At 56.7% G+C, this 23,637-nt stretch carries 16 protein-coding genes and 1 pseudogene; 2 read left to right on the forward strand and 15 right to left on the reverse strand.

What is annotated here, in order from left to right:
* Positions 1–379: 379 nt before the first annotated feature.
* Entirely contained in the window at positions 380–919 is a 540-nt protein-coding gene (locus tag AC0QTX_RS19520) for a hypothetical protein (RefSeq protein WP_474605485.1), read from the forward strand.
* Positions 920–1,230: 311 nt separating this feature from the next.
* On the opposite strand, the gene AC0QTX_RS19525 is transcribed toward AC0QTX_RS19520, so the two are convergent.
* The 8 genes and pseudogenes from AC0QTX_RS19525 to AC0QTX_RS19560 form a co-directional block, all read right to left on the reverse strand.
* Positions 1,231–1,428, reverse strand: a complete 198-nt coding sequence (locus AC0QTX_RS19525; RefSeq protein WP_474605486.1) for a hypothetical protein — start codon at positions 1,426–1,428, stop codon at positions 1,231–1,233.
* 288 nt (positions 1,429–1,716) lie between these two features.
* Positions 1,717–2,283, reverse strand: coding sequence for a DUF899 family protein (locus AC0QTX_RS19530; RefSeq protein WP_474605487.1), 567 nt, complete (start codon positions 2,281–2,283; stop codon positions 1,717–1,719).
* Positions 2,284–2,302: 19 nt separating this feature from the next.
* On the reverse strand, positions 2,303–3,778 hold the full coding sequence (locus tag AC0QTX_RS19535) for a hypothetical protein (protein WP_474605488.1): 1,476 nt from the start codon (positions 3,776–3,778) through the stop codon (positions 2,303–2,305).
* A gap of 159 nt (positions 3,779–3,937) precedes the next feature.
* The gene (locus AC0QTX_RS19540) at positions 3,938–5,590 is read right to left on the reverse strand and encodes a hypothetical protein (protein ID WP_474605489.1); all 1,653 of its coding nucleotides are present in this window, start codon (positions 5,588–5,590) and stop codon (positions 3,938–3,940) included.
* Between the two features lie 522 nt (positions 5,591–6,112).
* Complete coding sequence (locus tag AC0QTX_RS19545; protein ID WP_474605518.1) at positions 6,113–6,349, reverse strand: transposase; 237 nt, start codon at positions 6,347–6,349, stop codon at positions 6,113–6,115.
* Between the two features lie 445 nt (positions 6,350–6,794).
* Positions 6,795–8,111 (reverse strand): ABC1 kinase family protein, encoded by a 1,317-nt coding sequence (locus AC0QTX_RS19550; protein ID WP_474605490.1) that lies wholly within the window; start codon positions 8,109–8,111, stop codon positions 6,795–6,797.
* Between the two features lie 15 nt (positions 8,112–8,126).
* A complete protein-coding gene (locus AC0QTX_RS19555; protein WP_474605491.1) occupies positions 8,127–9,572 on the reverse strand; it encodes a hypothetical protein in 1,446 nt (481 codons plus the stop codon).
* Between the two features lie 349 nt (positions 9,573–9,921).
* Positions 9,922–10,211, reverse strand: a pseudogene (locus AC0QTX_RS19560) (IS3 family transposase); the annotation flags it as partial.
* Between the two features lie 44 nt (positions 10,212–10,255).
* On the opposite strand from AC0QTX_RS19560, the gene AC0QTX_RS19565 reads away from it, so the two are divergent.
* Positions 10,256–10,849 carry a transposase gene (locus AC0QTX_RS19565; protein ID WP_474605492.1) on the forward strand — a complete coding sequence of 198 codons (594 nt, stop codon included), beginning with the start codon at positions 10,256–10,258 and terminating at the stop codon, positions 10,847–10,849.
* Here AC0QTX_RS19565 and AC0QTX_RS19570 read toward each other — a convergent pair.
* The 7 genes from AC0QTX_RS19570 to AC0QTX_RS19600 form a co-directional block, all read right to left on the reverse strand.
* Positions 10,787–11,254 carry an acyl-CoA thioesterase gene (locus tag AC0QTX_RS19570; RefSeq protein WP_474605493.1) on the reverse strand — a complete coding sequence of 156 codons (468 nt, stop codon included), beginning with the start codon at positions 11,252–11,254 and terminating at the stop codon, positions 10,787–10,789. The two genes, AC0QTX_RS19565 and AC0QTX_RS19570, sit on opposite strands and share 63 nt — an antisense overlap.
* Complete coding sequence (locus AC0QTX_RS19575) at positions 11,254–16,812, reverse strand: SDR family NAD(P)-dependent oxidoreductase (RefSeq protein WP_474605494.1); 5,559 nt, start codon at positions 16,810–16,812, stop codon at positions 11,254–11,256. Before AC0QTX_RS19575 ends, AC0QTX_RS19570 begins: the two co-directional genes overlap by 1 nt.
* Before the next feature lie 4 nt (positions 16,813–16,816).
* Positions 16,817–17,809 carry a hypothetical protein gene (locus AC0QTX_RS19580; protein WP_474605495.1) on the reverse strand — a complete coding sequence of 331 codons (993 nt, stop codon included), beginning with the start codon at positions 17,807–17,809 and terminating at the stop codon, positions 16,817–16,819.
* Positions 17,809–19,773 (reverse strand): CRTAC1 family protein, encoded by a 1,965-nt coding sequence (locus tag AC0QTX_RS19585; protein ID WP_474605496.1) that lies wholly within the window; start codon positions 19,771–19,773, stop codon positions 17,809–17,811. Before AC0QTX_RS19585 ends, AC0QTX_RS19580 begins: the two co-directional genes overlap by 1 nt.
* Complete coding sequence (locus AC0QTX_RS19590) at positions 19,770–20,753, reverse strand: DUF1702 family protein (protein ID WP_474605497.1); 984 nt, start codon at positions 20,751–20,753, stop codon at positions 19,770–19,772. Before AC0QTX_RS19590 ends, AC0QTX_RS19585 begins: the two co-directional genes overlap by 4 nt.
* A gap of 612 nt (positions 20,754–21,365) precedes the next feature.
* Complete coding sequence (locus AC0QTX_RS19595) at positions 21,366–22,172, reverse strand: AfsR/SARP family transcriptional regulator (RefSeq protein ID WP_474605498.1); 807 nt, start codon at positions 22,170–22,172, stop codon at positions 21,366–21,368.
* Positions 22,173–22,928: 756 nt separating this feature from the next.
* Positions 22,929–23,564 carry a carboxymuconolactone decarboxylase family protein gene (locus AC0QTX_RS19600; RefSeq protein ID WP_474605499.1) on the reverse strand — a complete coding sequence of 212 codons (636 nt, stop codon included), beginning with the start codon at positions 23,562–23,564 and terminating at the stop codon, positions 22,929–22,931.
* Positions 23,565–23,637: the final 73 nt, after the last annotated feature.

Raw genomic sequence — 23,637 nt, forward strand, 5'->3', positions numbered from 1 at the left:
GCACCGGTTTGTTGGGTTAGAGCAAGCGGTGGGGCGCAAATGATCTCCCCTTGCTGTTGGAATTGACTATTGAACGAGAAGATCACCTGAGATCATAGCGCCGTGTCTATGGCGGCGGCATCGAGCGCCATGACCTCTCGGCAATGGGTTTATGGTAGATCAACACCCGTCGAATAGTGCCCCGCAGCTAGTGCAGCGTTCCAGGCTAAGGCCCGACCTACCTCAAGACTCGGATTACCCACTCTGGACAGGCCAGACAGCCCAAAGCTGGGACAATCGCAAGATGCACCTTCTGTACTCTTATCAGACCTATGTAAAACCTTGACTATCAGCGTCCCCCGCGAAAAGCTGGCAATGACGCCCAAGAGGTGAATGACGTATGGCAACTAAGATAAGAAAGAGAAAAGCGACCTCGACCAAGCGCGTCGTTGAGAAGGTTGCAAGTGATCCGACATGGAGCATCCATTTTGGCCGCCTTGCTCGAACTCAAAAGGGACGCCCCTCAAAGGAAAAGAGTTTGTTCAAAGCAGTAGCAGAGAAAGTACCCTATGGGCTCATCTCTGAGGTCCGCAAACACGTGCGTGCGCAGAATGGCAGTATCGGTGAGAATGGTGTTTATATCGCTCATGACTCAATGGGCTATGCTCGGTATATTGGCCGAGGGAATGTGTTCAGCCGCCTACTTGCGCGCAAAAAAGCGCAAATGTTGGAGTTGGCCTATTTCTCTTTTTACATAGTCGAAGACAAGATCCATGAACGTGAGATTGAAACAATCATGATAAGGGCGGCAGGTCCGCAGCTTCATTTCAATGATAAGAAAAGACGTATAGATATTCAATCTGGAGACGTTAGAGATTTCGAAGCCGGAACGCTCTTCTACGAGCGCCAGTACAAAAAGGGGCGGCGAAGCACAGGCTGACCTGATAGATTTCTAGTGAGTGATCAGGCTGGAACGTTAATAGAGTGAGGGTTTGGTCTTGCCCCAACATCGCTCTTTGACCCAGGCCCACCCACCGGCAATGTTGAAAAGAAGCTTGATCCGGGCTTCAGGACGGATCGGCCGCGAAATCCCCTCCTCTGTTCCTCTTGGCATAACCAGATCCCATATCCGCTATCGGCGAATGCTGTGGCGATGATGCCATACTATTTGCGCCGTTGGCGTCACAGGAATTTTCCGTGAAGTCAGTTTCATTTGAATGCTCATCGCAGAGCCAGAGCCATTCTGCCCCTTTAGATTCCGAGCATCCTGTGCTGCTCAGCCCAGTCGGGCGGCAACTCGGCGAAGCTCGTCACCCCTGTTCCGCGCATCAGTCGGCCCTCGACAGCCGCTTGCACAAGAGCAGGCGCTAGGAAAGCCAGCGACAGCGTCATCCGGATTGAGCGCTCCGACAGCCCCTCACGGGCGGCAATTGCATGCGTGCTTGTCACCTGCTTCGAGGTCAGCTCTCCGACCCAGGCCCGCTCACGAGCGACGCTGAGCAGTAGCTTGTACGTGCTTCGGGACGAATTGGTATGGAGATCCCTCCTCCATCCCTTTTGGCGGAGTCGCTCACGCTTGCGGGTATGCCGCGGGTCATTGCCCTCCCAAAGCTACTTGCGGAGCCGGCATAATTGCGCCTCGTCCGGCATTCGCTTCGGCCTCCGCCCGGCCGAAGACACGCCCGGCGGTCCCGAGCTTCGCCCAACTGCGTCCGGAGATCCAAGGTCAAACGGATGCTACTCAAATTCATCTGTGTATCTTCCGCGTACAAGAGCGTAAATATGCCACACTGGAGAGTACCTGTCTCCGGGCTCAAAGTCATCACTGGCCGTGAGTTCAATCTCACCGTCCTCTCTCAACTTGAGCACGGAGAGCCCGGGCCAGTACTCGCCGTCCGAAGAACGATACCCCAAATCCTCTGACAATGACGAACCTTGGATCGATGCGCATTGGAAGCTCCATCCGCGCGATTCCGCAAGTGCTTCTATGATATTAGGCGGGTCTGGAGAAACTAGTAGTATTATTCCGACGGATCTAAAATAAGCGCTTAATCCGTTTATGCCGTCGGCGTACGCGGCGCAATGCTGACAGCTTGCGCCCATGTTATGAATTAAAATGATGGTTCGCGTTCCATCGAAATAGCTACTGAGACGCCTTGTTCCAGATGTCGTTTGGAGTTCATAATCTGGCAAGACGCAGGCTGCGCTCGACCGCCGAAGCTGGACAAGTTCTTCCTGAAGTTCGTATATCCTCATTTCCAGCTCACGAGCCTTAACGTGATCGTCAGGTTTGATGCGTGCCATGTTCGCCGCTCCAGTCCGTTTAGGCCGCCTCAAGACTTATCCGGAAAATTGCGGACGAGACCACCGCGCCAGAGAGCCCCTTTGAGACGGCGACCAAGATATCTCCATTTCTCTCCGAACAAACATCGTCGACGAAAAAATTTCTAGGCAGGAAAATCGTCTCTACTATCTCCCCGTTCTCGATATTCAGCTTCAACAGTGCAGCATCAGATGAGACCGGTGTTTGATCGATGCCTGATATTGATCCCAGAATGCCACCTGCATGGCGACAGAACCCGCTACTGAGAACATGCGGCCTATCGACGGAGGAAATGAAATCACCTTTGCTGAGATCAAAAAAACTAAGATTCGTCCCGCCCGCCGCCATCATGACGTCTGCCGAGCAGACGCCAAAGACAGCAATGTCGCCCTTTACGTCGATTCCGTTGATGTTAGTAGCTCCTGGTATCGTGATAACGTCGACTATCCGACCCTCATCATGTATGTCGATTTTCGATAGTTTCCCCTCCGGCCAGTGCGCCTGCCACAAGTGCTCTCCGTCCCATGAAGCTCCCGTCAGCCTGCTCTTGATTGGAATCTCCTTGATCATCTGGCCCGTCTCCCGGTCCAGGATTGTAACTACGCCGTGTTTAGGCATTTGGATGCCCCCGACCAAGCGGATACTTGCCCGCTCGCGCGGGGCGCTCGCAGCGAAGAATACTGGGGACCCTTCTGCCTTCCGCCCCTTCCGCGAATCCATTTTCGTTTCTTTGGTCATTGAAAGGTCGACGCCGAAGATGTCTGCTCCAATCAGGAAGACTCCGGTCAGGCGGTGCCTGACCCCACGGTACTTGACAAAACCCTCGATCTCAGCGGTGAGAGTGGGCGCCTCGTATCGAATCCTGATTTCGCTGATCGACTGAAAGTCGTACTCGCTAACAAGCGGAGCCTTTCCGTCCCGTCCAGAGATTCGGATGAGACAGCCATCTACCACGCTCGCTCTGAAGCCAAACTCATTGTATTCACCAGGTTCGGAAGAGCCTTCAGCTTCGAACAAGAATGAGAAAGTTTCACCGTTCTCAGTGGTTAGGCTACTTTGGAGTGACATCCAGAATTCCGAATGGTCGCAGTAAGAGACCGCGACGAATTCTTTTTCTTTTCCGTCGCTGGCGGTCAGCGTCCCGCTTGCTATGCCTCTCGCGGAGCGAGGCACATCGAATAACTTGGTCACCTTGTACTCCCTCACTACCACCTCTACATCGTCATTAAAGACAGCAGGAAGTGGCAACAGGCGGTCAGATTTTCTTATCGCTCTAGAATACTGTGTTGACAAAATTTGCCCGTTTACCGAGTAACTATAGCTTTTGACATAAAATTCGCTGGGAAAATCTACGCTGGGTCCAGCGAACGGCGAGGGTGTGGGCAGACCCGTCGACGTGAAAGCTGCAGGCTGAGCCGGCACCCGGTCCACTTCAAGGATTGTATCGACAAGTTCAGCCTGATCCAGAGCGGGCATGTTCGCCTCCACTTTCGGGTTGGTAAAGATGGTCAGCGCCGTGAGTGTCTTGTTCCGTAATTGTCAGAAACGCCATCTCGGAGCTTCATTCTAGCGGCTCGCCAGTGCACGTCATTTAGAGCTCCGGCCGCTGCCGCACCATTGAAGGCGGCATCGGCACTACCAGTCTTTAGGTCTGATCGGATCCGGCGCCATGCCGCCATCTCCGTTGTAGTCAAGTCGTCCGCTTGCGTCACAATGAACAGACCGATTATTCAAGCAAATTTCTCCGCTGTTTTCGCCGCTTGATAACTTTCCAAAAAAAGTTCCGAAGAAAATTGTATTGGCTTCGACTCCGGTATGCGGGTTTATTCGAGGCGAGATCTGAAAGTCGCCTACACCGAGGTTGCCAGCCTTCTTCACAAGCATCAGCGGCTCAGTATGTCCAAATCCGAAGAATATCCCGCGCACTGATTCCGGCATTGCCGTACCCCTCACCGTGTATCGAGCGTTCGTGAATGTGTGGGCGAGCCTGAAGAAAGTCATAGGACAGCCTGTGTACACAGGCTGGTTGTGCGATACGTCCTCGACTTTGCCGGATGCGTAGAAAGGACGCTTTACAGAAGCCCAATAGTTGTGCCGATGCACTGATGCGCTAATCTCTGTCGTCTCGCCGGAGAAGGGGAAATGCTCGAAGTGCATTGTTCCGTCAGGATGGAGGCCGGCGACCTGCTTTTCGAGAACGAGCAGATTTTCGAAGGTTTCGGCTTTAACCAATGCCATCGCGTCGCCGAAGATTTCGGTGAACCACAGGGGTGAGATCTGGGTTTCAACCTCGACCGCGCCAATTCGCGTTATGGCTCGGCATTCGAAAAGGAGCGGCATCGTGACGTCGAACGTGCGGCCTTCATAGTGGCGCACCGGACGAATTGAGGCAGACTGTGCCAGTACATGGCCTGAGTTTACGCCACGCAGTATGGCTAGTTCCTGGAGGGATACGCGTGCCCATTCCGCCAACTCGATGTCGACGGTGTCTGCGTCTCGAGCCCACGTTTGCAATGCCGCTTCGACCGTTTCGGGCGCTCGGTTCATGACTTTCCGTAGGGCCAGAAGAGCAGATACACGACCTCGGCCGGGAGGCATCTCATTGATGCGGGAGACAATGCAGTCGACGTCCGGGTTGTGTTTCCGGACCTGCGCCCATATTTCCTGGTCGGCGCGGACGGTAGCGGCACGTTCGCCGATTGGAGGGTTGTCGTTGATAAGAATCCGGCGCAGGCGCCTTATGTTGTATTGACCAGATGCGTCGCGGAACGCTTTCACTGATGCCGCGATCTCTGGCAAAATTTCGGCTCCGTAGGATTTTGACAATTCTTGCGGGAAGACGTAATTCTCCAATTCGCCTAGGAGAAGCTCGGCATAGTCCGCGCAAGTCTTGGCCGCTACGCCCCCGATCAAGAGATCTTGCTGGAGGGCGTTCGGCTCTATGTTATTTCTCATCTCTTCCTCCTTTACTCGATCCCCAAGTGTAAAGATCTGCGCGGTGTGCGCTTCCGATCCGCTTTTATGCTGTGGGTTGCTCCCGACGCTTTGAAGAGCCGAGCCTTTGTTACTCAGGACGTGCCTCAGTCCGACGGACGCGAGCATCGCCTCCGCAATACTGGCGGCGGCAAACCGGACTTTCGTCCTCGGGCCTCCCGTCAGCCGTTGCCGCGCAGCGAGCTGCTCGATCCTGTTTCGAAGCGTGATGTGCCCCGCCCGGGCATCCTTCGAGTGGAGGCTCTCGAGCGTCTTGGAGCGCGCTTTCACCGCCGCCTGAAGTGCACGAGGCATATCCGCGAATGCCTGCTCGGGGTCGCAGCCTTCGTGGTAAGGCCCGGCGCACGTCCTTGCAGCACATCTGTGCGCCAAGCTCCCATACTCGGAAGGATTGCTTCGTGAGAATGCGGGTGTGAAGACCCACTCGGGCATCTCCGGCACGTTCGTCACCTACGACGTAGTCTTAAGGCGGATTTCAAGCAGTTAAAGCCCAACGGTCACCCGGCTCTGTCAGAGGGACTACACGGCGGACGCGGCCGATTCTTGTATTTCCGTTACGGCTCGCTCACGACAGCATCGATACCAAGGCTAGCCCATTCCTCCCGCTGCAACAGCATGTGAATGCGCCGATAGCCGTAGTGCACACACGGGTTTCGGCGATCTCCCGGATGCGCTTCGACAGGGCAGCCTGCGAAAGCCGGCGGGAGCGGTGGAAGTAGGAGGATTTCTGGAACTGCAGCACGTGGCATACCCGTCGGATCGAGACCTGGAACGCGTCCTGCAGACCATCCTCCAGTCGCCGCACCCGCGCAGGCTTCAGAGCTTCTTTGACAGCACGTCCGGCAGCATGGCTTTGTCGAGCGACAGGTCCGCCACCATCTGCTTCAGGCGCCGGTTCTCCTCCTCGAACTGCTTGAGGCACCCGACCTCCGAGGGCATCAGACCGCCGTACTTCTTGCGCCAACGGTAGTAGGTCTGCTGCGAGATCCCTGCCTTGCGGCACACCTCCTTGACGCTCACGCCGTCATCGACCTGCTTGAGCAGGACGGCGATCTGCTACTCCGAAAATTTGGACACCTTCATGGCCTATCCCCTTCTCCCAGCCGGGAGAGATTACGGGAAAATTCCCACTTTGGCCGGTCCAGCTTCCAGGGATCAGGTTAGGCTGAAGCGCTTGGGTTTGGTGGTCCAGCGCCAGGGTTAGCTCGCTAGGGCGGAACGGCGCCGAATGACTATCATTCCGATAATATCGCTATGGCTCGATATGCTAGAGAAGGCGCTCCACCAACGCGGTGCTTCCCCCGGCATGGTGACCTGGACTCAGTAAAGGCGCGGGTCCTTGAACTCCCGAATCTGGCATCGCTATCGAGGCCTGCACCAGGACCTTCTTAGGACCCAATCTTCAGCAGTGGCGCGAGTCTCGGCAATAGACTTGTTCCAAAACTACGATTACGTCTAAAATTTTGCAAAGCAGCGGCGGCCAAATCTCAGAAACAGATCAGTTCGTTCGCCTAATGTCGTCGAGAATCGCTGCTGTGAAGAATGGCTTTGCTTGAGTCTGGAAGTTGAGATCTCGAAAGCGCTTGCGCACCAGTCCCTCGAACATAACGAGCGCCCAAATAGCTGCTACAAAGCCGGGAGCGCTAAACAGACCAAAGCGTCGCTGTATCCTGAATACGTGATGCGCGAGATCAGCCACTAGGAAATCGCCAGCTAGACGTCCATGGTACCGGTGGACCAGTTGGCAGACCTCTTCGTGGAACGCAACCGGGTCCATATTCGCCGGCACTGATAGCGCCGTTGCTTTGATCGCGTTCGCGCAGCCGACTGGATCGTTGCACGCGATCGAAAGAAAGAAATCTCTGAAACAACGTCGATCATGATCGCTGAGGGTTGTGACTAGGCCAGCATCCACAAGCACAAGGACCCCGTCAGGCCGAATGAGTAGGTTCCCTGGGTGCATGTCGCAGTGTACAATTCCCGTCTTGAAAATCATTGTGTACAGACCATTCAGAAGATCCTTCACAGCTGAACGGAAGACAGTAACCGGCACACTTGCGTGGGTAAGTGGAACTGCGTCTTGGACGAATTCCATCACGAGTACACAGCCCGATAAAATATTCTCGTGAACTCGTGGTACTACAACTCGTGGAAGGTGCGCGAGCGCCTTCTGAAAGCAGAAAAGGTGGCGCGTCTCCTCACGCATATCCGTCTGCGCCAATATCATCGCGGAGATTACATCGAAACTCTCAATAATTGGAATTCCCTTAACAGAGGGCCACTTAGAAACTGTTTCGACTAACCAGCGAAGACAGGAAACATCACGAGTGATTTGATCTGCCACACACGGGCGTACGATCTTCACAGCAACTGGAGTTCCATCCCGTGTTACTGCTCGGCATACGGCCGCGACGCTGCCACACGCAACAGGCTTCGCGTCGAAACTCTGAAACACTTCCGACAGAGGTTTGCCGAACGAGTTCTCGACAACGCATCGTAGTTCGATCTGGTTCGGCGAAGTAACTTGGTCCTGTAACCTTGATATTGGATGAAGCAGTGTGTCAGGAAAGAGGTCGGTCCGATAACTTAGCATTTGAGCAAACTTTATGAACACGGGGCCGAGTGACTCTGCCGTATTTGCAAGCGCTACCCCAATCGCATTGTCCCGCCTCCTCCGGTCCCGTGTCGCAGTTGCAGCGATAATTTGCGGCAACTGGCTGACCGTTGCCCCAAGCAGAACAGCGCTGATCGATGCCAGTCGCCACAAGTCTGGGCCAGTTCTGCTCCGCTCCCTTTTTGTGCCTAACCGAACCATGGCCTGGTTGCTGACTCAGTAAACACGGTCGCGGAAATAGTCCTCGAAGCCAGCACTTCCTCCCGGGCCGACCCCTGCAGCGAAACTACCGACGCTCGAGAAGTCCAAGGGTACTGTTCGCCAGTAACGAGAGAAATTTATTCCCTCGTCGAATTCGTGCTGCGAAATCTCACTCATTCCCGTGCAGGAGCCCGCAGCGAATTCTATATACTTCTGTGAAACATATCCGGCATGTGGCTTCTCAAACGCTACTTTCACATCGCGAGGTGGAACTTCGCCTGCCCCGACTGCAATTGCAATTCCTGATTGATCCTCAACGAAACGCTCTTTGTTTATAAAGATGTCGTAATTTATCGCATACGCGATGCGGGCTGGAAAATCAGCTGAATCATAGGGATATCCGGGATCTGGCGCCTGATCCGCGGTCGCTAAGCTCCGCGCGGGGTTCACGGTTTGAATCCAGCCACTATATATTCTGGGTTCCGTGCCAACTGCCCATGCACGTTCTAATGCAGCCTTCGCATCTGCTGCGTCTCTTATTGACGGATTGAGGCCAAAACGAATTTCCAAAGGCTGCTGTGAGCGGGAGAGCGAAGAGAGAGTGGTGTTGCCCGGAACTTGGACGGAGTTAACGGTTAGCCCGCGTACTGGTAACGAGGCTGCTACAAAAGGTCGTTCTTCGCCTCCAACAAGACGTCTCCCGGTTGGAGCAAGTGGCGCCAATGCAAGCAGATAGCGCGCTCTATCAACCGCATTCGCAATATCGAACCCGTCCGATACTCCAGGTATACCTGGAGATTTCTTGTGAAACACGATCAGTGGTTGCCCTTCAGCGGTAGAAGCATTGAGCAAGTTACCATTGGCTGAAGCTATGTACTCGAGCTTAGCGTTGGCTACAATTTGCGGCGGAAGTATCTGCCAGTAAATCCGGTTGTTGGAGTGACTATAGAAGGTGCTATTTGGTCCATGCTCCTCATACGGTGCCCAAACGCGGAAGTGATGACTTGTAAGATTCCGTATCTCAATATCTCTAGCATTTGAGAAGATATCGCTTGGCGAGATGTCTTGGCCCGGATCGACGCCAATATGAAAATTTCGAGATACACAAAAGGTAATCGCTGCCGGAACATAATCTGCAAACCCTGTTGCCGCATCCTCTAGAAAATGCCCGCGTGGATCGTTGAAAAAGAGTTGGTTCAGTACTGGGCTTTTCCCGTATAGATCCCAGTCTCGTATAATGAATTGGAACTCTCGTGTTCCAAGATTATTGATGTACGGTGGCATCACCTCAAGCCTCATAAACGCCTTAAGGCGCAGAGTATCTTCCATCCAAGGATCAGAAGCAGACCGGCGTGCTTTTATTGGAATCGTTATAGTTGATCCTTCATACTCTAGAAATGTCTCCCACTGATTTAGCGCGCGGAACGTTCTATAAGGCCCGGAGATAATAGGCTTTACCATGATCATCCTCCATTTTTTGATCAGTGTGTGGCGGAAGTCCTAGCCACTTGACCAGAAGGTTGTCTCTTTCGTTCAGTCCATTATAGCTCTGGTCGCTCGACGCTCTATTAGTACTAAGCCAGGCAGCGAAGTGCACCGTAGGTGACGGAGAGCACCGCAGGATTCCAGGGGTGTGTCGGCTGGCTTGCCGGGAGGTGGCGCATTGATCACGGTTAAGTCACCGCAGAACAGCGATTTTGAATCAAAGCAGCAACTCGTAGCAGTCCATCACAGAATGGTCAGAGTCATCCCAGCTGGACGTCAGCTTTTGCGGCGGCTCAACGGACAGGTACCGCCTTTGCCTCCATTATTTGGGCCGGATCGACAGCCCTTCCTCGCAGTAGAGGCAGTACGTGCGCTTGTGTTGACTGGCCAGCCCTTCCGCCGCCGCAGGATGTGCAGCCTGCGGTAGCCGTAGCGCACCGGAGCATCTGCCCGCTCCTTGAGCCGCATCCGCAACTCAATTTGCGCGTCCGACTGCTTGCGGTAGCGCTGAGAGGAGCGATGAAAGCCATTTGCCGAGCCTGCCCGCCGTTCGCTGATGCCATAGGTCTTCTGCAGATCGCCTGCGACCTCACGTCGAACGGCGGGCTTCACCACTAACGGGATGATCTGTCCCGCTCTACCTCGGGGAGGGGGAGCACGTGAGCAGAGGAGGAAAGGCGCTATCCAAGAGCCGGCAAGGGAGCGCCGTCGTTTATGGTGCCAACCGCAGAAAGAGCATCCTCCACGTCGTAGGGCTCAACGAGCGTGGGGCTGTCATCCAGCGGTTGAAGTTCGGACGGGAGAAACTTCTGGCCTACTTCGGGAAGACCGAGCAGGCGTTCATCGACATGGAGGCCTCTCCCGGTCCGCCGTGGCTAGCGCGCAAGCTCCAGGGCATGGGCAGTCGGGTGCGTACCATTCCAGCACAATTCGTGAATCCCTATGTGAAGTCGAACAGGAGCGACACCATCCATGCCGGGGCCATTGCCGAGGCGGTAACGCGCCCGACAATGCGCTTTACCCAGGTGCGCTCGACCGAGCAGGTCGGCCTGCAGGCCTTTCACTGCATGCGTGACCAGCTGGTCACCCGTCGGGCGCGGCTCACAACTAGGCCCACGCATTCTGCATCGAGTACGGGATCGCAATCCGGCACGGTGGCGTTCGGCTTGCCGAAGCGAGCCTTACCGAAGCTACCGTCTGCAGAACGGTTGCAGAGCATTCAGAAGGGCATCCGGTGGTGCCGTTGCGACTAGGCCACCAGTCGCCATCCGCATACAACCAATCTCCTGGAATCCTTGGGCGACAACGGCGTTGGCGCCGATTAGAGGCCGCGCGTATTCGAAGTTGAGGCCGATGCGGTGCGCCCGTACGTAGCCTAGCCGCATCCTGATCTCAATCTCGTCGAACGCTTGCAGCTCTTCGAAGTATTCGCAGGTCACCCGGATCGTCACTAGCCGGAGGTCACGCGCGATCTCCTCGAGGAGCTCCGGCGCATACGTCTTTAGGAACATCTCGCGGCATCGACCTTGCCACGATACGTGCCGGGCATAGTAGACATTCCCGACGACATTTGTTTCCTCGAAGCATACGGTGTGACGGTAGACGAATGCTGTGGCGTCAGTCACATCTAGCGCTTGCAGGGCTAGTTGGTACTCCATTAACCCTCTCCTTGTGCAATGGTGCTGAAGGCGACACTTTGAACGCCCAGTACCGATGGAAGGTCCAGCGTGAGTAGAACCATGTCTTCTATGCGCACGACCCGACCCGATGGTAACTCGCCCGCCGGATCGAGGACGACCCGCCGGCCGAGCTTCCTACATGCCTCGGTTGCTGCAGTGTGCCGGGCAGTCATGTCCTCCTGCAGGGTCTCAACATCGCATCCGATGCGTCCCCGAGCCACGACAGCCAGAGTAACGTCTTGTCGGTGAGCTATTGAGACTGATCCAGTGCCCCGCGACCGCATTGGCGCTCCGTCGGCACGATGATCCACGTCTTCCATCCCCAATTGCGCGAGGGCGATGCGGCGACGCCCGTCCCGCCCGCTACGCTGGTCTCTAACAAATGCGACCTCGACACTGTCGTCCTGAAACGCCTCACGGACCATACGCTCAAGGTACGGTACGAACAGCGCGGGCTGCGCCAAGAGACTTGGTGTTGGGTCGATATCGTTCAGCGCTCGAAACACAGCCTTCTCCCAGCGCTGAATGCATTCCCCATTCATGTCTTCGACGAAGATGTCGAACACATATCTCTTCGCCTGCGCCTCGCGCTCGATGGCGCAGATCCGCGCCGGGACTCGGTCACTCACCACCTCAATCTGCCCGATGGAGACGGGCAGAAGCCGTCGATGCGGGATTGTGACTTGCAGAGCATGCATGCAGGCGTCGGCCGCTCCCGGATCCCAAAGAAGAAAATTCCAAGGTTCGTAGGCGCTGAACCAACGTTCTCCGGAGGGCCGCGAGAGCGAAGCGTCGACGCGACGTGAGCTGGCAGCCTCGAGGCGTTCTAATCGGCGGAACCGGCCCGTACTGAAGATCAAGCCTTGGTATAGATCGTCACTCGGTAGGCTGCACCGTGGTACGATATCCGGTAGGCTAGCCGCTGGCCGGATTGGACGATCCTCCGACGACTTGAAGACAGCTCGCATGGCTGGGCTCGTGAAGTTGTCATCAGCCGAGAACAAGCTAACTTCGACCGATTCATTGAGTTGCAGCGCTGCAATGCGAATGACAACTTCTCCTCTCCGCGGAACATTGATTGCTCGGTCGAACGCCACATTCTCAACCACCCTCAGTGCCCGAACCGGCAAAAGGCATGACGCTGCCTGAGCCATCGCCTCGATCGCCATGGCACCCGGGAAGACTGGGTGCCCTTCGATAATGTGGTCGGCGAGATAGGGATCGCGTCCTTGCGACAGGCTTGTCTGGAGCACAATTTCTTTGTGAGGGAAGTGGATGAGAGGCTGGTCGACGAACCGAAGCGATGGAAGCGCTAGGTCACCAAGATTAAGATCCGGAGGCGGCCCGAAGCGACTAGTCACTGCGACGACTCCACACGCGCCCGCCCCAACGAAGTGGTCGAACACGTCCAAAGCATCGTCCATTGAAATCGGGTCGACGCCCGACGATGTGAGTCGCTCGATCGTGCCGAGCCGTTCTCCCATACCAAGGCCGCCCCAGACCGACCACTCGATGGCGAGTGCCGAACGGCCGGGCCCCGCCTGGGCCCAGTCGTCGGTCGCGGCGCTCTGCGCCGCATTCGCAAGGGCGTAATGCGCCTCACCGTCAAGACCGATGCGGCCAATCAGGGAGCCAAAGGTGATGATCCGCCGCAGCGATGGCCCACAGGCTGCGATGGCATTCGTGAATGCATCCATCTTCGGGAGAAGTGCCCGACGCGCCGTATCGGCGTCGACTGACGAGATCCGCATTGGCTCATTCACCGCGGCGGCATGAAGCAATGTCGTCGGAGCTCCAAACTCCTCGAAGCTAGGAGCAAGAGCAGAAGCGAAGGGTGCTTGCTCGTTGGCGTCGGCGCAGACGTAGACGCAGCGGATCCCTCCCCTCTTGGCACGGGTAAGCGTCTCCAAAATCTGAGGTGCGTCCGGCGGACTGCGGCCTACAAGCACGAGCGATGCTCCAGTCTGACCGAGCCGGAGAGCGCATTCCGCAGCGATGCCGCGCCCTCCTCCGACGACCAGCACCACGTCACCGGGTCCGGTGGCCGCTTGGGGATCTGAGGTCGGCTGCACATGCTCAAATATTGGCACCTCCAGTGCGCCGCTGGCGCGGACACGGATCTCCGAATAGCGCTCGCATGGCCAGTTCAGTGCCGCATCCAAGTCGTTGGAACACAGATGGCCTTGGTCTCCTGCGATTACGCGAACCTTGCGAAACGATCGCTCGTGCGCCAGCGATCGGGCAAAACCTGCGACGGGTGCATCGTCGTGCAGAATTGCTAGGTGTGAGATTCCCTCGCGTGCAGCCTGAGCGACCAGAGCAATCAGTTGCTCCGCCACTATACGGGTGAATGGGCCAGCGAGGCGGATCGCCAGTCCTTCTGTGCGGGGGCAAGTGAGCGCTTCATCCGCGCCAACGATGGTCAGGATCGACCATTCGATAGATTCTTGCCTGGGTTGCGTCGCTTCGGCCGGCACCCAGCGCATCGCATATGTGTCAACCCACGGCCGCACACCTGAAATTCGCCTCGACTGAGGCTCCTGATCGAGATCTCGAAGCTCCAAAAGTGCACTGCAGAGAATCCGCGACGTTGCATTTGCGAATTCAGTGGGGGCTGCGGGCGTCCTGGCGTCAAGGGCTTTCGCAGCTGCGCTTACTATGCGGGTGACCGCAAGTGAGTTCAAATGGAGCTTCTCAAGGAAACGATCATCCGCCCCGAACGTCCCCTCCGGCAATCCGGTTTGAGCGGCAATGACCGCAAGGACCTTTGCGAGAGGATCGCCCGATAGCACCACAGGATGATCGGGAACTTCAAAAGGTTCCGGAGCCAGTGGCAGCCGCTTGGCGGGGTCCGATGTGACCTTGCCGCAGGGACTCTCAAGAAAGGCCGGAACTACCATGTCTAGGGAACGGATCTGCCGCTCGGCATAGAGTGGCCTGGAGTTCAGGTCGCATCCTCGAACATGGAGTTCGGCCAATGTGGAAAGGAGAGGAGCCAAAGAGGGCCCGAAGGCGTCCGTCGGCATCGATGGGATCCCACGCTCCTTAACCAATCGGGACAATCCCTGACCTGGCCCGATCTCGATGAACAGATCGGCAAGACCTGCCGCTGCGCTCATTGCGGTATCGAAGCAAACCCTTCTTGTGAGCTGTTCTGATAGAAGGTCACGCATACTCGCCTGCGCATCGAGAGGTGCTCCAGTCACCGTAGAGATGACTGTCTTCCTAAGAGGCTGCCAGTGAATACGATCCAACAGCAACTGCAGACCAGGAATGGCTCCCACCATATCTGGACTGTGGAACGCATGAGAGACGCGCATCGACGTCGTTTCGATGTTCCCCTCGCCGAACAACGTCGCCAGCCTGTCAATCGCCACGGACGGCCCGGCAAGGACCGTGTCAGCAGGTCCGTTCTCACAGGCAATGACAGCCCCGTATCGATCGGCAATCGGCTCGATCTCGCTGGCAGGACGCGCAACCCGGAGCATCGCGCCGCCTGGACGGGCGTCGCGGGCCATAACGGCACCCCGCTGCCCGGCAAGCACGAGAGCGGCTTCGGGGCTCAACCCACCGGCCCAGCACACGGAGGCGATCTCTCCCAGGCTGTGACCGACCGCAAGGTCCGCCTGAAGTCCTAGGCTTGTTATGAGACCGAGCGCCGCCAGATTCGCCGCCATGATGGCCGGCTGGGCAATCTCCGTCGCGTCACACTTTGCGCCCGCGCTCGGCGGAAGCCCAGACACCAGCTCGGCAGCGAGTCCAAAACATCGCGGCCATAGCCCGCCTGTCGGTCTCACTGGGGCGGCCTGTCCAGGGAACAGGAACCCTAGGCGTGGCGCTGTCGCAGCATGGCCAAGAAATACCCCGTGTTCCGGCTCGCTTCGGTATTGGCCGCTCGTCATCCCGGCCTTGGCGCGGGTGAGACGAGCGGCAAGATCGTCCCCCCGTCGGGCGAGAACCGCAGCTCGAACGGATCCTTTTTGCAGTCGCTGTGCCACAGATGCGGCTGCGTCGGTCACGTCGGACATGCTCATCGAGCTCGCGCGGGCCTCAATCGGGCCGATTTGCTCGATCACATCCGCCGGGGTCTCTCCCGCGAATAGGAAGAGTTCAACATCATGGGAATTCGGGGCTCGACGGGGTACCACCTGGCGGGTCGTTCCGGTGCGCTCGACCACCACGTGGGCGTTGATGCCGCCAAATCCAAAACTAGACACCCCAGCGAGCGCCGCCCGGCCCTCAATTGCTGACACTGCTGCCGGCTGAACCCGATGATCGACCTCTTCGAATACCGGATGAGGCACGGTACAGCCGGTGTGCGGTGGCACGGTTCTATGCTGAAGCGCCGCAATTGTCTTGATCATTCCGGCGAAACCAGCAGCCGCTTTCGTATGGCCAATGTTGGCCTTTATCGACCCGACGGGGAGCGACTGCCGTCCCTGCGTCCGAAGCGTTGCCAGGGCTCGTATCTCGATCGGATCTCCTACGGGCGTCCCGGTCCCATGGGCTTCGATGAAGGCAACGTCGTTTGGATCAACCCCAGCGCCTTCATAGGCACGTTCAAGAGCCAGGACTTGACCAGCTACCGATGGTCTCGTGAGCCCTCCAGCCCCATCCGTCGAAAGACCCCATCCACGGATGCGAGCAAGATCAGGCAGGTTAGCACGGCTGGCGTCACCCTCCCGCATCAGCAACACGAATGCACCGCCCTCGCCCGGCCAAAACCCGTTCGAGCGCGCATCGAAGACTCGCATTTCTTCTGCTGCAAGAGCTCCGTTGCGTGAGAAACCCGTTAATTCGAAAGGATCAAGACTGAGGTCAACTGCGCCGACGAGTACGGCGTCGACCTGCTCCGACGCGAGCAGGTTGGCAGCATCGGCAATCGCTACCAGTGACGACGCGCACGCAGCATCGACCGTGTATGCGCCGCCATGAAAATCAAAGTGGTTGGCAATGCGACCTGCGATGGTGTTTGCAAGGCCGCCGGCAAGGCTATCTTCGCTGGGAGCTGAGAACTGCCGGCGCAGCTCGGACGCGAAAGCAGCTCGAAGACGTTTGCTCTGTTCAGGAGTAAGCCCCTCACTCTCAGCACTGCTCGCTAGGACGTCATCGAGGAACGGTGCACGGAGGCGTAACAGGGATGCCCGACTAAACTCGCCTGTTAGAGTGTTGGCCACCACAACTGCCGTCCGATCCGGGTTGAGCTTATGCAGCCCACCGGCGCCTGCGAGTGCCTCTTCAGCTAACTCCAGCGCAAGCCAATGTGTGAGATCCGTTGACTCAAAGGTGCTCTTTGGAATTCGGAAAGCGGCGCGGTCGAAACGCCAGTTCGTCAAGAGACCTGCTTGAATCGGCGTAATGGAGTCTGCCTCACCTACTACAGAAGCTGCATACCGAGCCAGATCGAGGCGTTCTGGCGGAATTGCGCGAAAGGACCTCCGTCCCTCTAGAACGTTCGCCCATAAATCTTCCGGAGAACATGCTTCAGGAAAACGGCAGGCGAGTGAAAGAATAGAGATCGCCGGTTGGGTCGCCATGATGCTACTCCGCGGCCGTGATCGGAGCCACAATGCTGGCGGGTTTTGCCGGCAAGCGCCGGATCCGCACGTGTCCAGAGAGTGCGATTAGCGCTCCTCTCCCGGCCGTGACAATCGTCAGGGCGTAGAACAGACCGAAGACAATGTGGAGTTCCATAAAGACCGCATAGCCGAATGCCACGGCGGTCGCGAATGCGATCTGACTTGAGACTTTAGTTGGCGTCGTCGCTGGATCAGTCACCATATAGAAGGTGAAAAGGATAAATGCGAAGCCCGTCATCGGCATGAGGCCGGCCAAGACTGGGGTGTCGTGGATGCTCGCCCGAACGACAGCCTGTACGGCGAAAGCGCCAACCCAGGCGAGGATAAGTGGCATGCGGCCGGTAGCCTTGGTGTTGAGATAGCTCCCTGTGCCGATCACGATTAACGGGAGCAGCCAGTCGACAATTCCGGCGGTGTTCTCCGTGAACTGGTAGGGCGGTGCGATGCTGACTGTGGGGAACAATAGGAGCGTGACCGTAATACCGAAATTCGACGGATTAAGGTAATGTCGAAGGGTTGGCTGGCCGTTCTTCGCAACGTCGACTGCGACCCGGAAGAGATACTTGGATGCCATCGCGACTGAAGCCGCGAAAGCGACAGCAGAGAGGTTGTCCGCAGCATAGAGGAGCATCCCAACGGCAAGTCCGCTGATATGAGCGGGAAGCAAAAACTTCAGGAGGTTCAGGGGACCGCCTTCGTATCGTGCTGCCCGACGGCAGCATAGCGCTTCTACTGTCTCGCCGACGAGGTCGGTCAAATAAGCAGCGCCCACCGCTACGAACGGTGTCAGCCAGGATTGCTCAAATCCGAGCACCGTGTGTCCCAGAATGTTAAGGATCGTGATCGCCAGCGCAAAGCGTGACAACCCCCCGAGACGCTTTTCGGAATACCAACGGTCTGCAAGTGTCCGGCCTTGAGCCGCGGGCGCGGCGGGACCGATCATGTTAGCGGCCATCACTTTCTCCCGTCAGTTGCTGTGTCTGCCGGAGCGTTCTTCGGAAGGTCAGAAGGGCCGAGCACTATTTGGTGCCGTCCCGCCGCGACCCTGACAACCCGGGCGTGAGCGCCCCGATTGTCCCGCCAGCGGATTTCTACGTCATACACCTGCTCGGCTGGGCCCTGCCCGACGCCGAGGTGGATCTCAGGCGCACGCTTTCCGCCGTGGCCGCTCCCGCCGTCCACGAATGACGTGACAATCTGGCCGTTCGGCAGTCTCACACGAGCCTCGGCTCCGATGGCGGCGCGGGTACCGGCGACGGATCCGGGAAGTCGCAAGTCCAGGACGATCGCCTGCCCAACTGAGGACATGTTGCGCAAGAACAAGGAATCGCTCCACTGCCGGGCGACCGCTATCGATAGCCGTCCGTCTCCGAAGACATCACCGGTCGCAATGCCCCGCGAGATCGTCGCCGCGTCCAACCCGAGCGACGGCCACACATCCTGGTAGTGTCCGTCCGGTCCTGGGACGTACAGGCGATCGTGGTCATGGCCGGAGAGTTCGTCCCCGCGCGAGAAGCGCGGCCACATACCGGCCCAACGCAGCAGTTCATCGTTCCCCATGGCAAGTTCTTGCAGTTCCGGCCAGCGATTACGCCCTCCCTTCATGAAGCCGATGGCCTGCAGGATCGCGGGGCGCCCGCTATTTAGAAGGTCCGCAAACTTGATGTCCCATGCCCATCCACTCGTCCATGTGCCTCTGCGGCCACTCTCATCATGGAACGGTGCTTCGCCACGGGCCCATGCTCCGGCATCGCCGGTGTCAACGAACAGGAAGTGGCTCTCAAGCAGTGCATAGGGGGACGAGATGTTACTGACAGCGATTGCTGATCGGCCATCATCTCCAACCTGACCGAAGTCAACACCCATCCCCTTGAAGGAGTCGCGTCCGAGCACCTTGGAACGCGGCGTGGCTAGTCGTCGTGTTCCTTCCACTAACTCGAAGCGAGGGTTCCCAGGGATAGAGCGGTTAAGAAGCAGGCGATCTGAGCCAAAATCGTTCGCGATGTAAATTTCCGGCAGGTAGCGGAACTTCTGCATCTCGTCCCCAGAGTTCCTGATGAATTTGTCATCAAGGTCTCGTGCAGCAAGCGCTAAGGTCCAACCTCTAGCCATCTCGGGGGTGAACGCCCCGCTCGCATCCTGGTACGTTACCGATGTTCTTGTCGCGGTTTGCCAGAGCAGAAGTCGGTTGCTGCCACCATTCTCTGCCCGAGACATCGAATGCTGCATTTGCACAGTGCTAGTTGCCTGTTCATCAAGGACGAGTTCGCCATCTGCAAAGTAGTTGCCAAAGATGAGATCGGAACGCCCATCGCCATCCACATCTGCTACGACCGCAGCATTCGTGTTCCAGATCTCCCGCTTCGACGTAACCTCGACGGCGTCAAATGCCGACGAGTTTAACTCTCGACTATCTCGCCGCAGAAAGACAACTGGGGTGCGACCCCAATAGTAAACCAGAAGGTCGAGCCAACCATCCTCGTTGGCGTCAATTGGTAGGCATCCGGTGGGGGCGATCGTGCGCGGATCGTACCCGTCGGAGGGGGTCGGGAGGGCAAAGGCGTGATACCGGTCGCCAGTGCCGGGAGCAGGCAGAACCGAAACACTGTCGTTGCGTGCATCGACAAGGCAGATATCGGCGGGAAGTCCGGTTCCGGCGATATCCGCAATTGCAATCCCAGCACCGACTGACGAGACCCAGGCATCTATTTGCGCGAGGGCGGGGTTCACCTTCCGGATGCCGCGCATTGGTTGTCCGTTGTCTGCGGGCTTGAAATAAGACGGCGTGAGGCTCAACGAAGCTGCCAGTCTGCTCCTGTCCTCGTGCGAGATGCCTGCAGGCTTTGCGAGCAAGTAAAATGCAGCCACCATCATGACCGTGACGATCTTCGCTCCATGGCGTCGTAGATGTACGGTCATCGCTTCGCCTCCGGCCCATGAGCGAGTGAGTCAGCGACCAACCGGCGCCATGCCTCGTACGGCGGTTGGTCCCGCCGGGTGTTTGGGAGATGCTCCCGAGTGCTCCGAACGAGCATTGCAAGAGATGAAGCCTCAAATCCGATCGTGTGCGAGGCGATGTGTGTGTGAGAAGGGATATAACCTTGTCTTGCGCGCGCCTCGCACGCGAAGGCAATACCCTGGAGGAAGCTTGGTCGAACGGAGGTGGATAACCGAAGCGCCCGCTCAATGTCATCTGCATGGCTTGGTCCGGCGTATGCCATTGCTAGCCCCAGCCCAGACCAGAGATCGCTCCGGCGCTCCGGTGGGAGCAATCGAATGGTAGCATCAACGCGGTCGACGGAGCCGCCACAAATAAACCAGAGCGCCCGTCCGATCCCCTGATCGTAGACGCGAGCAGCATAACCGGACGTCTCGCGGCGCCAGCCACCCAGCACTCTCTTATGGGAAAAGAACCCGTCCCTGAATCCGAGACCGTCGAACGCCAGCCAGCTGTGAATCGGATCCAAGAGGTTCAGGATCTTCGATCGTCGCCACGGCACATAAGCGAACGCCCAGCCTGCCCCAACATGGATTAGATAAGTGTATTCCTGCTCGAACGATCTGATGAAATCAGAGAGTCGAATGGATCTAAATGGGAGGGCATCGCTGATAGCCGCGCTCATCGCGGCCCCCTCGGCGGCAAAACCTCGCAGTTGGCTCGTGACATCGTCCAAATGTTCTCGGAGTTGGGCGATGGTACTAGCTCGAAGGCCAACGTTGTAGCCTGCAACGAAAGTTTGGGCGATCTCCTCAAGCCGGTTGCGCCGTTCGGGATCGAGAGTTTGGAACCCGCGCGCGTCGAAACTCGCTGCGCTTGGCGAGATTGAAAGCAGTCGCTCAACAAGATGAGCGCTGCGTGTGAATGACCAAGTTGTCTTAGAGGCTAGCACGTCGTTCATCGCCGCCTCCACCTCATTGACCGCTGCACGACATGCTTCATAAGTGCCCAGATCGAAAGGAGTGATTTTGGTGATGGTGCTCCATTATCTCTGATATCTGACTGCCCCCGCGGTTTGGCAGACTGAGCTTCCACTAATGTCTTATGCACAAGCTCGAATGCTTTCTCTGGTCTGTCCACGGATTGGCGCCAGCCCTCCGAGTCTGGCTGCTGATGCCAGACTGTCCCGCGCCAATGGTTTTGCTCGAACCAGAATCGGAGGAGGAATGTTTGTAAGACCCGTGCGCGATCTTGATTGGTATGGCTCATGGGCCGACCCACAACTGCATGATGCAGTGCCACTAGTTGTAACCGTCGAGATCTCAGGATTCCTCACGAGAGGATCACGACATCCTTGTATCAGGAGAGGATAAAGCCAGCGATCTCGTCGTGACTCAGGCCGTGAGCCAGCCATCCCAAAGGGGACATGGACCCCAGTTCACATAGTGTGGGAGGACAAACAAGTATCACACTTGGAAATGGATACAGCCTCGCCATCCGTGGAGTGCGGCACTGAAAGGTATACAGCCGATATTATGGACCGAGAGCATAGGCTCTAGACATCACCGGCCTTTTAGTGCGCGTGACCTCCGAACTGCGTTTCCGCGTAGGAGTTCATCTGCGTGAATATCTCGCCCGAGACGATCTCCTGATAAAGCCGCTTAGTGTCTGGCATAGGATCAATGCCGAGATCAGTTCTTAGAACATGTTTCAATTGCTGGTAAGCGTGAATGGCGGTTGCTCTTTGCCCGTTGAGAACAAGGAGCAGCATGACATCTCGCTGAATGCTCTCACGCAAAGGATCAACCGCTAGAATTCGTCGGCCATATCGGAGCGCCTGTTCATATTGATATCGCCGTCCCGCAGCGCGCATCAACTCTAGCGTGCTTGTCACGAACAAGCAGTGGAGCCTTTCCCGTTCCTGAAGAATCCAATCACCGTCATCGCCGTCTAGAAAGGGGCCGCTATAACTCTCAACGGCGGTACTGATTGCATCCTCGTCCCCGTCTGTAAGGTGGGAACTCTTATGGCCAGCGATTTTTCGGGATACGGTCTGCAGGAGGTGCGTGTCGACATGAATGGAGGATGTGGGCTCCAGAACCACGTCATTGCCTATGGTCACCAGATGGCGGCCTCCCTGCTCGACCCCGGTATCGAGCATTTTCCGGATGCGCCATATGGCCGTGTTGAGAGCCGAACGCGCCTTATCTGGCTCTAGTTCGCCCCAGAAAAGGTCTGCCAGACGCTCGCGACGATGGCCTCTCCCCATAAACTGAAACAGATAGCAGGCGAGAAGACGACCAGACGGACCAAGTTCTGACCGAATCACGACCCCATTATTATCGAAAGACGCTCCACCCAGCAAATTCACGTTCAGCATAGCGTGTCCCCACGCGGTGTAGCAGATCCAGGTATATAACAGAATCAAGCAATCACGATAAAATCACGAGGGCATCACAGGCAATCCCAATGCATAGACATAGAACTACTCATTGCGAGTTATTACTGCCGCATACAGCAACGACCCGGTGATCGCGTCGTGATCGGACTGGCGCAAGAACGAGTGTGACTCATGAAGGCATTTTACGTTCAGGCGTACACTTTCTGCTTCGTTATAAATATATGTCTCAGCAGGAGAGGTCGATGGCACTGGCTCGATTGGTAGAGATGGTAAAGTCTGCATGGCATGAAATTGGACTGTATGGGCAAGCCATGGACTATAGTCCTTGGGAAGAGGTTTATACCAATATAAAACACTTAGAGAAACGTGTTGAGGTCTTGGAGGGGCAGTTGACATCTGAAACTATTGCTCCCGACGCCGACTGCAATTCTCTCGAAAACCTTAAGACGTCCCGGTCGGTCTGAAACCTAAATTCGCGTTGAATGGCGTCAAACTCGGCCGAACCACGGGTAGCGCTGTGGCTATTGCCTCAATACTCTATAATCAGACCAGCAAAGGGTTGCCTCACGTACGGGAGAAAGAGTTCATAACGAGACTACGTCGCTGGAGGCAGGAGCAATGCGGCAAGTATGATGCCGGGATCGCCGCAGTTAATGCTATAAGTTCTCACCCTTGGCCCGGAGCAGCTCATCTTCCCGTACGATTCAAGGTGACATTAAAAGTAGCTTTATGCCTTCAGGGCACGGTTTTTGGAATGGATGTCACATGGGAACTTGAATATCCGAACTCAGCGATTTGCTTGGCACGCTGTTCAAATACGCTCGGGTCGGATGGCGTGCGCGCACGCATCCCGTCTACCATGCGATTGTACATACAGAACGCGGAGGAGATCAGAACAGCGAGCTGAATGTCCTCATCAGTCGCCCCAACATCAATCGCTCGCTTGACATCAACAGATTGCAACTGGCGGGCGTTAGCTCGCACTTTCAATGCGACGCGGATAAGTTCTTGCATCTTCGTCGATAGCTTATCCCAGCGTTCATTCTTGACGTCGTCGACGAGTTGACCAGCCACCTGCGAATGAACGCCTTGCTTCCCCATCAGTGCAGCGGCAAATTCCCCGTGTGTATCCATACAATAGAAGCAGTCATTCCCTGCTGATACAGCCGTCGCGATCAGTTCGCGATCCGAACGGGTCAGCGTAGTCCCTTTATAATCCTTCACTAACAGGGCGTCAGCGAGCGCTCGCAGGGGTATCTCCAAATCCGACGAAATCATCATAGTTGCCAATATTCCTGGATACTCGGGCAGTTTCCCGACAATTGGAATCTCTCTCGAACGTTTGATACGCTCCTCTTGTGTGGCTGTCATAGAAACCTCCTAACCTGTCATTTGCAGAGAGCTACTAATCGTATTTTTCAGCAAGGCAGCTCCTCCCGCTGCA

It is taken from the genome of Microvirga sp. jy35, assembly GCF_056148915.1.